Raw genomic sequence first — 14769 nt, 5'->3', positions numbered from 1 at the left:
TCCGCTCCCGGCGCCCACCCGGACGTCGACCGAGTGCCGGACGCATTACCGCCACCGGGTAGGTTCAAGGCCTATGTACGTGAGCGAACTCGGCGAACAGTGGCACGCGGCCCGAGTCGAACCTGCCTTCGCTCATCTGGACTCGGCGGCCGCGGGACGGTCGTCGAACGCCGTCATCGAATCGATCACCGGGCATCTCTGGCGGGAATCCGAACGCGGGTCCTACGTCGCCGCGGACGAGGTGGCCGACGAGATCGCCCGCGACAAACGTGATCTCGCATCGCTCATCGGGCACACCACCGACGAGCTCGCCTTCCGCGAGAGTGCCCGCGCCGCCCTGCGCGCACTGTTGACGCACTGGCAACTCCCCATCGCATCGACGGTGTGGGTGGCCAAGAACGAATTCGGTCCCAACCTGGTGGAGTTCGAACGCCGCGGCTACGCGGTTCGCACAATGCCCGACGCGGACGTATACGGCCACGTCGACACCGACGCGCTCGAGAACATGCTGCAGTTCGAGCAGCCCGATTTCATCCACATCTGCCACATCGGCTCGATGTCCGGTGTGGTGCAACCGATCTCGAAGATCGTCGAGATCGCGCACCAAGCCCAGGTTCCGGTGGTTGTCGACATGGCTCAGGCCGCCGGACACGTACCGACCGTCACCGGCGCCGACGTCGTCTACGGCACCAGCCGCAAGTGGCTGACCGGTCCGCGCGGTGTCGGGTTCGTCGCGGTGCGGCGGGACTGCCTGCGCCCGGTGGAGATCGACAGCTCCGAGGCGTTTGTCGCGGGCCGTCTCGGTCTCGGAGTCGCGGTCCGCGAGGTGCTCGCAGTCGGCCAGCAACGCGTGTTCCGCGAACTCGCCGCGGTCGGTCGCGCCACTCGCGAACGGCTCACCGGAATCGCGAGCTGGGAGGTTCTCGAACCGGTCGACGAACCGTCCGCGATCGTGACGCTGGCGCCTCCGCCGGGCTGGGGAGCCGGCGACGTCGCCGCAGCACGCGACAAGCTCCTGTCGCTGGGCATCCTGGTGACCGCGGCCGACCCCTGGCGGGCGCCGCTGGCCACCGAGCAGTCGGTGCTCCGCCTTTCGCCGCATCTCGATCTACGACGCACCGACCTCGACCGAGTCGCGGATGAGTTGCGGACGATGGGCTACTGACCCTCAGGGAACGGTGGGCGCGATCTCGCCGACGATCTCGGTGACCGCTCCCCAGGCCGCCTTGGCGTCGGCGTCGACCAGGCCGATGCGGGTCCGGCGGTGGATGATGTCGTCGACGTCCAGCGCGCCTTCATGAGTCAGCGCGAATTCGACCTCGGCGCGGGTGACGTCGATGCCGGGCGCGATCGGATCGAGGGGCCGGGGCAGCCGGGCGTGGCCGACGACGGCCGGGGCTTCGGCGCCGAACCGTTCGACCAGCGACGTCGGGAGCTCCGCGTCGGCGCGTATCCCGATGGCTCCCACGAGCGGCGTCGTCGTGGTGACGCACTCGCCGCCCCTCAGTTCGCCCACGGCGACCGCGGTGTCGACGGCATCCTGCGCCATGCGGCGGTAGGTGGTGAGTTTGCCACCGATCACGCTGACCAGACTGCCGTCGGTGACCTGGACGCGATGACGTCGGGAGACGTCGGCGAGGGCGCCGCCACCGTCGCCGTCGCCTGCGTCGATGAGCGGGCGCAGGCCGGCGAACGTGCCGATGATGTCGTCGCGGGTGAGTGACCGCTGCAGCGCCGAATTGATGGCGTCGAGCAGGAAATCGATCTCGGTGTCGTCGGGCTGCGGCTGATCGACGATCGGACCGGGCGCGTCCACATCCGTCAGCCCCAAGTACACCCGACCGAGCTGAGCGGGCAGCGCGAACACGAACCGGGACAATGATCCGTCCACCGGAACCGTCAGTGCCGCGCTGGGTTTGCCGAACGATGCGGCGTCGAACACCAAATGTGTTCCGCGACTGGGCCGTACGGACATCGTCCGATCCACGTCGGGTGCCCAGACGCCGGTGGCGTTGATCACCGTACGGGCCGCGACGGTGAAGCTCTCGCCGGTGCGCGTGTCGGTGAGTGTGGCACCCCGCCCGTCCACTGCCGTGGCCCTGGTGTAGGTGCAGATCCTCGCCCCGAACGCCACCGCGGTGCGCGCGACGGCAACCACCAGCCGGGCGTCGTCGACGAGTTGTCCATCGGCACTGGAGATTCCGCCGCGCAGCCCGGTCCGTCGCACGGTCGGGCAGCGGCCGAGCACCTCCATGGTGGACATCGGCGCCGGTGGCGGCAATACCGACGACGGCGTTCCGGCGTTGCGCCGCAACATGTCTCCCGCTCTGAACCCTGCGCGGATCAGGCTCGACCGCACGCGCGGACCGTTCTCGGGCACCACTTGGCGTAACGGTCGGATCAGGTGCGGCGCAATCACTGTCATCAGATGATGACGTTCGACGGCGCTCTCGTGCGCGATCGACAACTGACCGGTCGCCAGATAGCGCAACCCGCCGTGCACCAGTTTGCTGCTCCACCGCGAGGTGCCCGATGCGAGGTCGCCGGCCTCCACGAGCGCCACCTGCAGTCCGCGGGTCGCGGCATCGAGGGCAACGCCGACACCGGTGATCCCACCGCCGATGACCAGCACGTCGAGCGGCTGGGTCCGTTCCGCGAGTTCTTCGAGATCGGCGCGCCGGGTGACGCCGGACAACACGGCCATCAGAAGTGCCCGTCACCGGCGGTCGGACGCAGATACCCGCCCAGTACGTGGCACAGTTCGGTGCGCCAGTCGTCGGCGAGGATGTCGGAGACCAGCGCCCCCGACTGCAGGAACGCCTGGGCCATCATCAGCACCATGGCGGCCATCTGCTTGGTGTCCCCGACCCGCACCTGACCGCGGCTCTGCCCCTGCGCGAGCAGGTCGGCGAGCAGCGCGAGCACTCCCTGCTGACTGGTACCGAGACGTTCGAACACGTAGGGCGCCATGAAGTCTCGCTGTTCGCGCCACAGCGAGGCGATCAGCTCGTTGGCACGCAGGGCGGCGACCACCCGCACGATGAGCGAGACCAGATCGTCGAGTTCCTCGGCACCGTCGACGAGGCTCGCACCGGCCGCGCTCTCCACCGTCCCGAGAACCTCCCGGGTGAGCAGCGCGCGGATGATCTCGGCGATGTCGGGCCACCGCCGGTAGACGGTGGGACGGCTGACACCGGCCTCGCGAGCGACCTCGGACACCGTCACGCGGTGGCCGTTGCTACGGATGAGGCATCGGCGGGCGGCGTCGAGAACGAGATCCGCGATCTCCTCGTTACGGATTGACATGATGTGTAACACTGTAACGCATGACGAACCCGCCGCGACGACATCGGGCCCCCATCCGATGACCCCGGCCACCCCCGAACACGTCACCCTGCTGGTCAATCCGTACGCCCGGCACGGTGCCGGTACCCGCGTGGCGGCCGAGGCCGCCCGCGCGCTGCACAGCGCCGGCGTAGAGGTCGAGATGCTGGTCGGCGAGGACGCCGACGAGGCCGCTGACCTGGCCGGCAAGGCCGCACGCGGCGCGACCGACGCGCTCGCCGTGGTCGGCGGCGACGGCACCATCCGTCTTGCCGTCGAGGCGTCGATCGGCACCGGGACACCCTTGGCGATCATCCCGGCCGGCAGCGGCAACGACGTCGCCCGCAACCTCGACATCCCACTCGGGAGCCCGGCGAAGGCCGCCGAGATATTGCTCACCGGCCGCCGCCGGACCGTCGACCTGGGCCGCGTGACCTTTCCCGACGGCCACACCGCACTCTTCACGACGGTCGCGGCCACCGGATTCGACGCCTCGGTCACCGAACGTGCGATCGCGATGTCGTGGCCGCGGGGTCAGGCCCGCTACACCCTTGCCGCCATGCGCGAGCTCGTCGGCCTGCGCACGAGGCACTACCAGGTCCGCGTCGACGACGAGCGTTCCGAGGGGGACGTCGTGTTCGCCGCGATCGGCAACACCACGTCGTATGGGGGCGGGATGCAGATCACGCCGGATGCGTCGATGTCCGACGGCGCCCTGGACGTGACCGTGGGCCATCGACCACCGCGGTTCGCGCGAACCACCGTTGCCCGCGTCTTCCCCAAGGTCTTCAGTGGCGAACACGTGAGCCATCCGATGGTGCGAACGCTGCGCGGGCGTGAGATCGAACTGTATTGCGATCCACCGGCAGCGGTGTCCATCGACGGTGACCTGGTCGGCGAACTGCCCGCCGTGTTCGAGGTGGTACCCGACGCGATCGAGATCTACGCACCCGCGGCCTGACCCTGCCTCACTTCTGACGCTCGGCCCACCACTCACGCAGGGCGTCCTCGGCTTCTTCGCGGCTCAGCGGTCCGCGGTCGAGGCGCAACTCCTTGAGGTGGCGCCACGCCTGTCCGACGAGCGGTCCCGGCGGTAGACCGAGCAACTCCATGATCGCGTTGCCGTCGAGATCGGGGCGCACTCGGTCGAGATCCTCGGCCTCCTGCAGCGCCGCGATCCGCTGCTCGAGGTGGTCGTAGTTCTGTTGCAGCCGGCGGGCCCGGCGCTTGTTGCGAGTGGTGCAGTCGGCGCGCACCAGCTTGTGCAGGCGGTCGAGCAGTCCTCCGGCGTCGGTGACGTAGCGTCGCACCGCCGAGTCCGTCCACGTTCCGTCGCCGTAGCCGTGGAAGCGCAGATGCAGGTAGACGAGGTCGGACACCTCCGAGACCACCGCGTTGGGGTACTTCAACGCGCGCATGCGCTTGCGGACCATCTTCGCGCCGACGACCTCGTGGTGGTGGAAGCTGACGCCGCCGCCCGGTTCGTGTTTGCGGGTGTCGGGCTTGCCGATGTCGTGCAGCAGCGCCGCCCAGCGCAGCACAAGATCCGGATCGCCCTCCTCGAGGTCGATGGCCTGCCGCAGCACGGTCAGCGAGTGTTGATAGACGTCCTTGTGCTGGTGATGCTCGTCGATGGTGAGTTTCATGCCGGGCACCTCGGGCAGCACCCGCTGCGCGAGTCCGGTGTCGACCATCGCGTCGATCGCGTCGATCGGGTACTCGCCGCAGATCAGCTTGTCGAGTTCGGCGCGCACCCGCTCCGCGGTGATGCGGTCGATCTCGGGGGCCATACGGCTGATCGCGTCGGTCACCCGGGGCGCCAGTGCGAAGCCGAGCTGCGAGACGAAACGCACCGCGCGCAGCATGCGCAGCGGATCGTCGCCGAAGGAGTTCTCGGGTGCCGACGGGGTGTCGATGACGCCCGCGAGCACCGCGGTCACCCCGTCCAGCGGATCGTGCAGCTCGCCGGCGCCGGCCGCACCGATCGCGACGGCCATCGCGTTGATGGTGAAGTCGCGGCGGACGAGGTCGCCGTCGAGGGTGTCCCCGAAGGTGACCTGCGGATTGCGGCCCACCTGGTCGTAGACGTCGGCGCGGAAGGTGGTGATCTCGATCATCGCCTCGCCCTTGCGGGCGCCGACCGTGCCGAATTCGATCCCGACGTCCCACACCGCGTCGGCCCAGCCAGTGATCAGTTCGACGACACGTTCGGGCCGTGCGTCGGTGGTGAAGTCCAGATCGTTGCCGAGCCGCCCGAGAATTGCATCGCGCACCGACCCTCCGACGAGGTACAGCTCGTGTCCGGCGTCCTCGAACACCGCTCCGAGTGGCTTGAGGATGTCGCCGAGGCCCTGCAGGGTGACCGCGCCGGCGGCGAGCAGTCGCGTACGCCGTTCGGGGTCCGGTCGGGCCGATCCCGGCGGCCGCGTCTGGCCGGGCCGGCCGGCGGTCGAGTCTGTCACGGCATGCCACCCTACCGTCGAGTCGTTCGCCGGGCGCCAGGAGTCATCCGCACCGCCACATGCCGAGGACTCCAGGCAAACAGCAGGTGACCAGCGGCTAGAGTCGGGGGCGTGCCCACCGATCCCTCAACCAACCCTTCAGGCGTCGCAGACGACGTCGCGTCGGGTGGTCGAATGACGAACGGTCGGGCAGCCGAAGCCGCCGCTCAGGACGATTCCGCGGGCTCGACCACCGGTCAGCAGGGTGCGTCGCGGCGCCGCAATCGTCGCGGACGACGTCGGCGTGGCGGACGCAAGGGCGAAGCACGGACACCCGACAGTCCGCAGCTGTCGGGCCGGACCGCCCAGCCGGTTTCGGCCGACCCCGGGCAGGCTCGAGGCGAGCGACGCGGCAGCGCGCCGTCGGCGCCCGTTCCCACACCCAACGACGTGGCGCACGGCCGTGCACCGGGGTCGACGGCTGCGCAGAGTGCCGACCGCCAATCCGCCCTGATCGAAGCCCCATCGGCAGACAACCGACCTGTCGACAAGCTGCCGGTGGACCCGGACCGGCAGAGGCCACGAGTGACCCCGCCGAAGCCCTCCGACCTCGTCTCCGTGACCGCGACCATCACCAAGACCGGTCTGGCGTCGGCCGCCAAGGTCCCGGGAAAGCCGACGACCAAGAAGCGGCGCCGACCACCGCGGGCCGAACGGCCCAACGGCGAACGACTGCGCACCGTGCGGGAGACCTCGGCCGGCGGCCTGGTGATCTCCGACCTCGACCTTCCCGTCGATCAGCTCGCCGCGGCACTGATCGGCCGGGTGGACCGGCGGGGCCGGATGATGTGGTCGTTGCCGAAGGGGCACATCGAAACCGGGGAGACCGCCGAGCAGACCGCCATTCGCGAGGTCGCCGAAGAGACCGGCATCCAGGGCACGGTGGTGGCCCCCCTCGGCAAGATCGACTACTGGTTCGTCAGCGAGGGCCGCCGCATCCACAAGACGGTGCATCACTATCTGCTGCGCAGCGTCGGCGGCGAGCTCTCCGACGACGACTACGAGGTCAGCGAGGTCGCGTGGGTGCCGTTGGCTGAGCTACCGCGCCGTCTCACGTACTCTGACGAGCGGCGACTGGCCCGGATGGCCCGCGGCGTGATCGCCGACCTCGCCGCCGATCCGAATCGACTGGCCCAGTCGGAGGCCGACAGCATCCGCACCGAACCCAACGCCTATGAGAAAGCCGCAGCCGCGCGCAACGAGCGCCGAAACGAGACGCCGCCACCGGCACGGTCTCGTCGGCGCCGTCGCCGGTCGCGTCGGCCACCGGCAGGCGATGACTGACGGTCCACCACGGTCGGTGGCGCCTCGAGTTCGTCGACGGTCTCGACGTGCACGGAAACTGCTCGTCTCGCTGTCCGTGACACTTCTCCTCGCGCTGCTCGCCAACCCGTTCGTGGGACTCAATCCGTTCGCGGGGCGCAGCGCGGCCGCACCCGACGACGCGGGCGCGTTCCCGTCGTTCGCGCGCATCGTGATCGAGTCGATGAACCCGACCATGGTGACCACCACGAGCAGCTCGACCGTGACCGTCACCGGATATGTCGACAACACGAGCGACCGCAGCATCCGCGACGTGACGATCCGCCTCGAACGCGGCGACGCAGTGAGTTCGGCGTCGCAGCTGCGCAGTTCGCTGGCGCTCGACCATCCGCCGGTGGCCGCGGCCAGTCCGTTCACGCGGGTGAGCGACGTCCTCCCACCGCGATCGCGCGCGCAGTTCCGGATCTCGATGGCGCTGTCGGCGGCCGACGGACTGCGGATCTCGCAACCCGGGGTGTACCCGCTGCAGGTCAACGTCAACGGGATTCCCGACTACGGGGACACCGCGCAGGTCGCCGGGTCGCGAACCCTGCTGCCCGTGTTGTCGTTGCCGCCCGACGCCGCCCGCGCCGCCGACTATGTGCCGCCGACCACCGAGGATCCGAGCGAGTCGAGCACGCCCGGCCTGGGACCGGACGGCTCGGTGTCGGCGAATCTCGCCAGCCCGTCACGGATGACGATGCTGTGGCCGCTGGCCGCGCCACCGCAGCTCGCGGCTGGTGTCCTCGGCGGCAACACCGAGCCCGTTCGCCTGATCGGCGAGGATCTGGCCCGTTCGGTGAGCGACGGTGGCCGCCTGCACACGCTGCTCGCCGCGCTCGAAGACGTCGTCGGCCCCGCACCTCGGGAGAAGGTCGAGTCCGGGTCGTCGCAGGAGGGCGATGACAACTCCGACGACAACTCCGGTGACCAGCAGACTCCCCCACCGCCCGCGGCCGCACTGGCCGGCGGCCTGTGCCTGGCCATCGACCCCGATCTCCTCATCACCGTCCGTGCGATGTCGCTCGGCTACCAGGTGTCGACGAATCTCGCCGACCCGCGCTCACCGACGGTCGACGGGATCGGCAGCGACGCCGCCGGTGCCTGGCTGTCCGAACTACGCAGGATCGCCGGACGCCTGTGCGTGGTGGCCCTGCCGTTCGCCCAAGCGGATCTGACCTCGTTGGCGCGGGTCGGGAACCTCGCGCTGTCCACCGCGGCCCTCGAGTCACCGGCCGACGTGATCGACGCGATCCTGGGGGTGCGCAGCATTCGAACCCTCGCGATCCCCGCGCTCGGCGCCGTCGACCGCGAAGGTGCGGGCGTCCTCTCCGGCGCCCGGATTCCGGGAGTTGCGCTCACATCCGGCTCGGTGCGACCACAGAAGTCGGCCGAATCCGGCCTCTACCGGGTGGACGGGCTCGGGGTCGCCACCTACGAGGCTCCGATCAGCGCCGCGTTCGCAGGTCTCGGCACCGCACCCACGACACCCCCGATCACCCCATCCGACCAGGTCGTCGACCTCGCAGCGGAATCCGATCTCAGCCGTCGCCAGGCCGCGATCGCGGCGCTGGCCTATCCGGCGATCGCCGCGCCGGTGGCCCAGGCCTCGGCGAACAGCGCCGAACAACGGCGGCCCACGGTGGGCCGAAGCGAGCTCCTGATGCCGTCGACCTACTGGTCACCGACGCTCGCCGACATCAGGGCACTGTTCGACGCGACCCGGCTCCTGGTGGACTCCGGCGCAGCGACCGCGGTACCGCTCGGCACGGTGGCCGACGCGGTGTCGCGGGCCACCGATGCGGCCCGCCTCGCCAACCCGCCCGGCGTCGGTCCGATCGCCCGCCTGGGGTCGGTGCTCACCCCGTCGACCACCGCCGCAATCCGGGACAACGCCGAGGTCAGCTGGCAGCTCCAAGGGTCGCTGGTGTCGTCGGCCGACGTCGACGCCTCCCCCGAGCGATACATGTCGCCCCTGCGCGAAGATCTGTTGCGCGCCATGCAGACACCCGCGCTGGCCGGGACCGCCGCCCGTGCGCAGACGGCCGGCGCACAGAGCGAACGGGTGACCGCCGTGTCGTCGACCCTGCAGCGCATGCGTGGCGAGGTGACCATTCTCGATCCCGGCGGTCGGTACACGCTGGCCTCCGAACGCAGCCCCTTGTTGCTCGTGGTCCGCAACCAGCTCGACCTCCCGGTACGTGTGAAGATCACCACGAGCGGCCCGGCCGATCTGGAGGTCGGTGATGTCGGCGTGGTCGAGATCCCGGCCAACGGGACCAGGCAGATCCAATTGCCCACGCGCGCAGAGTCGTCGGAGGCCACGTCGGTGGCGATCAGCCTGTCCACGGTGACCGGCTTGTCACTCGGTGAACCGATCACGCTCTCCCTGCGATCCAACGCGTACGGGCGCGTCCTGTTCATCGTCACCATCGTCGCCGGAGCCGCGCTGGTGCTCCTTGTCGCACGACGGCTGTGGCATCGCTTCCGCGGCGAACCGGATCCCGCCGACGCCGACCGTCCCGAACCCGACGACCTCGAACGTCTCCTCGCAGGCAGCAGCTACCAGGAACGACGCCGCAACCTGCACCACGAAGAGATCGGGTCGCATCCGGACCCGGAGCCGCCCGGCGACGCCGGCGGTCCGCGATGACCGAGGACCGCAAGAATCCAGGCAGGAGCCCGGACCCACGGAACCGGCTGCGACCACCGAGTGGTCGGCCGACGCCACCCGACCGAGCCATGCCGCAACGTATTGAGCCGCAACGCAACGGACCGCAGCGCAACGAATCGCAACGCACCGGGCCGCGCCCGGGCACGCCGGCTCGCGGTGCCGCACCGTTGGCCGGACCGATCGGCGAGCAGCCTCCGATCGCCGGCCGCTCGCAACCGCCACGTCGACCATCTCCCCCCGAACGCCGCGCACCGCTGCCGGAGCAACCGGCCGGCCACGAACGGCCTGCGGCCGCGGTCACGTCCGACAACGAGCCGGCGTCGTCCACCGGACTGGCGCGCGACTCCGACTCGAGCATCCTGCGCACCAGCGGTTCGATCGCACTGGCGACCCTGACCAGCCGAATCACCGGATTCGTCCGGACGGTGCTGGTCCTGGCGATGCTCGGTCCGGCGGTCGCCTCCGCGTTCCAGGCCGCCTACGTGCTGCCCAACATGATCGCCGAGGTGGTGCTCGGCGCGGTCCTGACGGCGATCGTCATCCCCGTCCTGGTGCGTGCGGAAGCCGAGGACCCCGACGGCGGACGCAGTTTCATCAACCGGATCTTCACGCTCACCGTGGTCACGTTGGGTGCCGCGACGGTCATCGCCCTGATCGCCGCTCCCCTGCTCACCTATCTCAACGTCGGCAACGGCGAGGTCAACCGTCCGCTCACCACTGCGCTGGCCTATCTGCTCCTGCCGGAGATCCTGTTCTACGGGCTCTCGGCGCTCTTCATCGCGATCCTCAACATGAAGGGCTTCTTCAAACCGGGCGCGTGGGCACCGGTGCTCAACAACATCGTCCAGATCTCCACCCTGGTGCTCTACGCGTTGATGCCGGGAACGATCACCCTCAATCCGGTGCGGATGACCGACCCGCAACTGTTGGTGCTCGGCATCGGCACCACGCTGGGCGTCGTCATGCAGGCGTCGATCCTGCTCCCCTGGCTGCGTCGCGCGGGGGTGCACCTGCGCTTGGAGTGGGGACTCGACGATCGGCTCCGACGGTTCGGCAACATGGCACTCGCGATCGTCATCTATGTCGCGATCCTGCAGGTCGGACTGGTGATCACCTACCGGATCGCATCGTCGGCCACCGCGTCGGGCATCAGTGTGTACGCCACCCACTGGCAACTGTTGCAGCTGCCCTACGGCGTCCTCGGCGTCACCATCCTGACCGCGATCATGCCGCGGCTCTCGCGCAACGCCGCCGCCGACGACACCCGCGCCGTCGTCGACGACCTGTCGCTGGCCACCCGGCTCACCATGGTCGCGCTGGTGCCGGTGGTCGCCTACATGACGTTCTTCGGCCCGGCCCTGGGTGTGGCGGTCTTCAACTTCGGCAAGTTCAGCGCCGACGACGCCAGCCAGCTCGGCTCGGTCCTCGCCTGGGGCGCCTTCACCCTCATCCCGTACGCGATGACGCTGGTGCAGCTGCGCGTCTTCTACGCCCGCGAGGACGCCTGGACCCCGACCCTCATGGTCCTCGGCATCACCGCCATCAAGGTGGGTGCGTCCTATCTCGGTCCGGTCCTGTTCGACGATCCGGATCTGGTGGTCCGCTGGCTCGCCCTGTCCAACGGGCTCGGGTATCTCGTCGGCGCGATCGTCGGGCATTTCCTCTTGAAACGTCGGCTGGGCAACGTGCACTTGCGCGGGGTGACGCGGACGACGGTCGTCACCCTCGCCGTGTCGATCGCCGTGGCCGCACTCGTCTGGCTGGTCGCCACCCTGTCGGGACTGCACATGCTCATCGAGCATCTCGCCAAGTTCGGATCACTGCTGTACCTGGCCTTCACGGCCGCCATCGTGCTGGGCGTGACCTACGCTCTCCTCGCCGCGTTCCGGGTGCCGGACGTCGTGGCGATCGGAATGGCGGTCCGCCGCTTGCTCGGACGGTTCATCCCATCGCTCGCGCCGCCACCGGTTCCGCAGCAGGAGAGTGCCGCAACGATCACGGTTCAGTTTCCGCGCGTCACCGACGACGAATCGCTCCCGTACTCTGGTCAAGTACAAGTGCTGCGTCGGTTCGACCGGGGCACGGCGACGTGGCAGTCCTACTCGGTGCATTCCGGTGGCGCCACCGGCTATCGGGACGCACCGCGCCTGCAGAACGACCCGCGCCCAGCGGCGCCGCCCCGTGACATGCGGTACCGGAGGAAAGGAGTTCGGCGCGTGAGCGACAGCGAGGTCGACACCACAGCTTCCGATCCGGCGGCTTCACACCCCATACCGACGGATCCCCCCGGTCCCGACGCTGCCCCCCGCAACGACAGCGACCCGCGCGCCGAGTCCTCCCCCGCACCGGCACCCCGACCCCGAGGTCCGCGGCTGGTGCCCGGCGCCGTCGTCGCGGGCGGCCGCTACCGACTACTCGATCACCACGGCGGCACCCGCGGTCTGCAGTTCTGGCGTGCCCTCGACGTCAATCTCGACCGCAACGTCGCCCTCACCTTCGTCGACGCCGAACAACTCGCACCACCTCCCGAGCGCGGGGTCGCGGTCAAGGCATCTGATCAGGGCCCCCAGGCGGTGTTGTCCCGCACTCTCCGTCTCGGACAGGTGAACTCCGACGGTGTGGCGCGCGTGCTCGACGTCGTGCGCGGATCGTCCGGCGGGATTGTCGTCGCCGAATGGGTCGAGGGCTCGTCCCTGGCCGACGTCGCCGCGTCGGGTCCGTCCCCGATCGGCGCTGCGCGTGCCGTCCGATCGCTCGCCGCCGCAGCCGAACTGGCCCACCGTTCCGGTGGCGCCCTGTCCATCGACCACCCGAACCGCATCCGGATCAGCCACGAGGGCAATGCGGTCCTCGCCTTCCCGGGCACGCTCGCCGGTGACGACAAGGCGTCAGACGTTCGCGGACTCGGCGCGGTGCTCTACGCGCTTCTCCTCAACCGGTGGCCGTTGGACGCCGAATCGGGTTCGCGACTGACCACCACCGCCGGGCCAGGCAAGCCGGTCGGTGGACTCGCGGTCGCCGAGCCCGGCCCGGGTGGGGAGCCCATCGAGCCGCGAGAGGTCAACCCCGACATCCCCTTCGAGATCTCTGCGGTGGCTGCGCGGGCGCTCGACGGAAGTCGCGGCATCCGGACCGCCGCCACCGTTCAGCACGTGCTCGACCAGGCGACGGTGCTCGACCTCAACACCGACATGCTGCCGGCCATCCGCGACGACGCCACCGAGCCGGTCGCGATGGCGTCCCGGACCACCGAGCAGGACGATCCCGCGCACAAGAAGCGCAACGTCGGTCTGCTCGTCGGTGCCGGCCTGCTCGCCCTGTTCCTGGTCATCGCGCTGATCGTGTGGGCCTCCAACATCTTTGGCGGCGGGGGCGAATCCTCGGATATCGACTCCATCCTGACCACCTCCGCACCCCCGTCGGCCTCGGCGCCGCCCGCGGGTCCGGGCCCGGCGGCACAAGGTGCGCCCGTCGCGCTGCAATCGGTCACCGTGCAGGACTTCTCCAGTCAGCCGCCGGACCCGTCGACCAACGTCAACAACGTCATCACCGGTGCTGCTCCCCCGTGGAAGACCGATCCGTACATGCGCTCACCGGCGTTCGGAGGTCTCAAGAACGGCTTGGGACTGCTCTTCGACGTGGGCGGATCGAAAGCCGTCAAGACGGTCACAATCCGGACTGCGACACCGGGTTTCACCGTCTCCATCCGGACGTCGCCGAGTGCGAATCCGACCTTCGCTCAGACCACCGAGGTGGCCACCGGCAACGTCAACCGGCCGACGACCACCATCACCATCCCCAACCCGCAGGCAAGTCCGTACCTCATGGTCTGGATCACCTCACTACCGCAGAACTCACAGGGCCGCTACCAGGCCGAGGTCGCCCAGGTGTCGATGACGGCCTGATCACCTCGGCCGCGAATTACGCATCTCCTCAACGGATTTGCGCGTGAAGCCGGTGACGATGTCCAGGATCTCCCGGTAGGACGCCGTCCCGCGCCGTGCGACCGTCCCGTGACTGCTGCCCGGCGCGACCACGAGCCGGCCGAGTCCCCCGGCCGCCACAACCGCACTGATGTATCGCGTCGACAGCACGGCCGGCACCAGACGGTCGCTGTCGCCGTGCACCGCGATCACCGGCACCTGCGGATCGATGAGCGCGATCGGGTCGACGGCGCGGTACCGTTCGGGAACCTGCTCGGGTGTTCCGCCCATCAGCGCGACGATACGACTGTTGCCGTGTTCCGCGGCGAACGCCATGGCCAGCGGGGCCGACACCGACACCACTCGAGCGGGCCGGAAACGCGGCGTGCTGCCCAGTTCATGACTGACAGTCCGGTTGCCGGACAACCGATGTCGACATGCCAACCAGGTGGCGAGCTGTCCGCCGGAACTGTAGCCGAGAATCACGGTCTCGGCGAGATCGAGTTGCGGCCGGGTGCGCGCAAGGTCGACGAGACCGTTCACCGCGTCGGCCGCGTCGGTGAACGTCGTCGGCCACCCGCCGCCGGAACCCACCCGACGGAACTCGATGTTGTAGACCGCAAAGCCGCGTCGTACGAGATCGATGGCGAAGGGACGCATCATCGTGAGGTCGTACTCGGCCTTCCATGATCCACCGTGGACGAGGATCACGAGAGGGACCGATCGCGATGGATGCTTGCCGTCCGGCAGGTACAGATCGGCGAAATTCTGGGCCGGGTCACCCGCTCGACGCGTTCGATAGGGGAGTCGGGTCACACTGTAGCCCTTGACCGCTCGCGTTTCGGGTGCCGCCGCGAGCGCCGTCGGCTCCGGCGATCTCCCATCCGCGATCGGTGCACCCATCAGCGGGCCGGCGAACTCGGGCGGTGGGGATGGGTCGGACGAACACCCGGCGATGAGCGCTGCCGATGCCGAGACAGCAATCAGCGCGACGCGTACGTCACGCCACGTTCTCATGCGCAGGGATGCTACGCCGGGTCGCGGC

Annotated in this window: 9 protein-coding genes; 5 read left to right on the top strand and 4 right to left on the bottom strand. The window is 69.4% G+C overall.

Translation table 11 applies throughout. The features are described from left to right. The first annotated feature begins 73 nt into the window (after window positions 1-73). Window positions 74-1165 (top strand): aminotransferase class V-fold PLP-dependent enzyme, encoded by a 1092-nt coding sequence (locus ACWDTF_RS05360; protein ID WP_240855447.1) that lies wholly within the window; start codon window positions 74-76, stop codon window positions 1163-1165. Window positions 1166-1168: 3 nt separating this feature from the next. On the opposite strand, the gene ACWDTF_RS05355 is transcribed toward ACWDTF_RS05360, so the two are convergent. Together ACWDTF_RS05355 and ACWDTF_RS05350 are read right to left on the bottom strand one after the other, a co-directional pair. Then, entirely contained in the window at window positions 1169-2704 is a 1536-nt protein-coding gene (locus ACWDTF_RS05355) for a glycerol-3-phosphate dehydrogenase/oxidase (RefSeq protein WP_240855450.1), read from the bottom strand. Beyond that, window positions 2704-3306, bottom strand: a complete 603-nt coding sequence (locus tag ACWDTF_RS05350) for a TetR/AcrR family transcriptional regulator (RefSeq protein WP_240855452.1) — start codon at window positions 3304-3306, stop codon at window positions 2704-2706. Before ACWDTF_RS05350 ends, ACWDTF_RS05355 begins: the two co-directional genes overlap by 1 nt. 58 nt (window positions 3307-3364) lie before the next feature. On the opposite strand from ACWDTF_RS05350, the gene ACWDTF_RS05345 reads away from it, so the two are divergent. After that, window positions 3365-4285 (top strand): diacylglycerol/lipid kinase family protein, encoded by a 921-nt coding sequence (locus ACWDTF_RS05345; protein WP_355275773.1) that lies wholly within the window; start codon window positions 3365-3367, stop codon window positions 4283-4285. A 7-nt stretch (window positions 4286-4292) separates the two neighbouring features. Here the strand turns inward: ACWDTF_RS05345 and ACWDTF_RS05340 are convergent, their stop codons facing one another. Beyond that, window positions 4293-5786: a CCA tRNA nucleotidyltransferase gene (locus tag ACWDTF_RS05340; RefSeq protein WP_433257125.1), complete on the bottom strand. Its 1494-nt coding sequence runs from the start codon at window positions 5784-5786 to the stop codon at window positions 4293-4295. Window positions 5787-5897: 111 nt separating this feature from the next. Between ACWDTF_RS05340 and ACWDTF_RS05335 the strand changes: the two genes are divergently transcribed. From ACWDTF_RS05335 to murJ, 3 genes are all read left to right on the top strand, one after another. Continuing rightward, entirely contained in the window at window positions 5898-7109 is a 1212-nt protein-coding gene (locus tag ACWDTF_RS05335; protein WP_240855453.1) for an NUDIX domain-containing protein, read from the top strand. After that, complete coding sequence (locus ACWDTF_RS05330) at window positions 7102-9780, top strand: DUF6049 family protein (RefSeq protein WP_449754063.1); 2679 nt, start codon at window positions 7102-7104, stop codon at window positions 9778-9780. Before ACWDTF_RS05335 ends, ACWDTF_RS05330 begins: the two co-directional genes overlap by 8 nt. Window positions 9781-9869: 89 nt before the next feature. Beyond that, window positions 9870-13706: a murein biosynthesis integral membrane protein MurJ gene (murJ, locus tag ACWDTF_RS05325; RefSeq protein ID WP_433259684.1), complete on the top strand. Its 3837-nt coding sequence runs from the start codon at window positions 9870-9872 to the stop codon at window positions 13704-13706. On the opposite strand, the gene ACWDTF_RS05320 is transcribed toward murJ, so the two are convergent. Continuing rightward, window positions 13707-14741, bottom strand: a complete 1035-nt coding sequence (locus tag ACWDTF_RS05320; RefSeq protein ID WP_240855463.1) for an alpha/beta hydrolase family protein — start codon at window positions 14739-14741, stop codon at window positions 13707-13709. Between the last annotated feature and the right edge of the window lie 28 nt (window positions 14742-14769).

The organism is Gordonia sp. NPDC003422 (assembly GCF_053588675.1).
The sequence above is the reverse complement of the archived record's forward strand: the minus strand, read 5'-3'. Positions and strand labels throughout refer to the sequence as shown.

Bases quoted from the DNA above. Each gene is read 5' to 3' on its own strand.
- ACWDTF_RS05350 (WP_240855452.1), bottom strand. From the start codon at position 3,306: ATGTCAATCCGTAACGAGGAGATCGCGGATCTCGTTCTCGACGCCGCC.
- murJ (WP_433259684.1), top strand. From the start codon at position 9,870: ATGCCGCAACGTATTGAGCCGCAACGCAACGGACCGCAGCGCAACGAA.
- ACWDTF_RS05345 (WP_355275773.1), top strand. From the start codon at position 3,365: ATGACCCCGGCCACCCCCGAACACGTCACCCTGCTGGTCAATCCGTAC.
- ACWDTF_RS05355 (WP_240855450.1), bottom strand. From the start codon at position 2,704: ATGGCCGTGTTGTCCGGCGTCACCCGGCGCGCCGATCTCGAAGAACTC.
- ACWDTF_RS05320 (WP_240855463.1), bottom strand. From the start codon at position 14,741: ATGAGAACGTGGCGTGACGTACGCGTCGCGCTGATTGCTGTCTCGGCA.
- ACWDTF_RS05360 (WP_240855447.1), top strand. From the start codon at position 74: ATGTACGTGAGCGAACTCGGCGAACAGTGGCACGCGGCCCGAGTCGAA.
- ACWDTF_RS05330 (WP_449754063.1), top strand. From the start codon at position 7,102: ATGACTGACGGTCCACCACGGTCGGTGGCGCCTCGAGTTCGTCGACGG.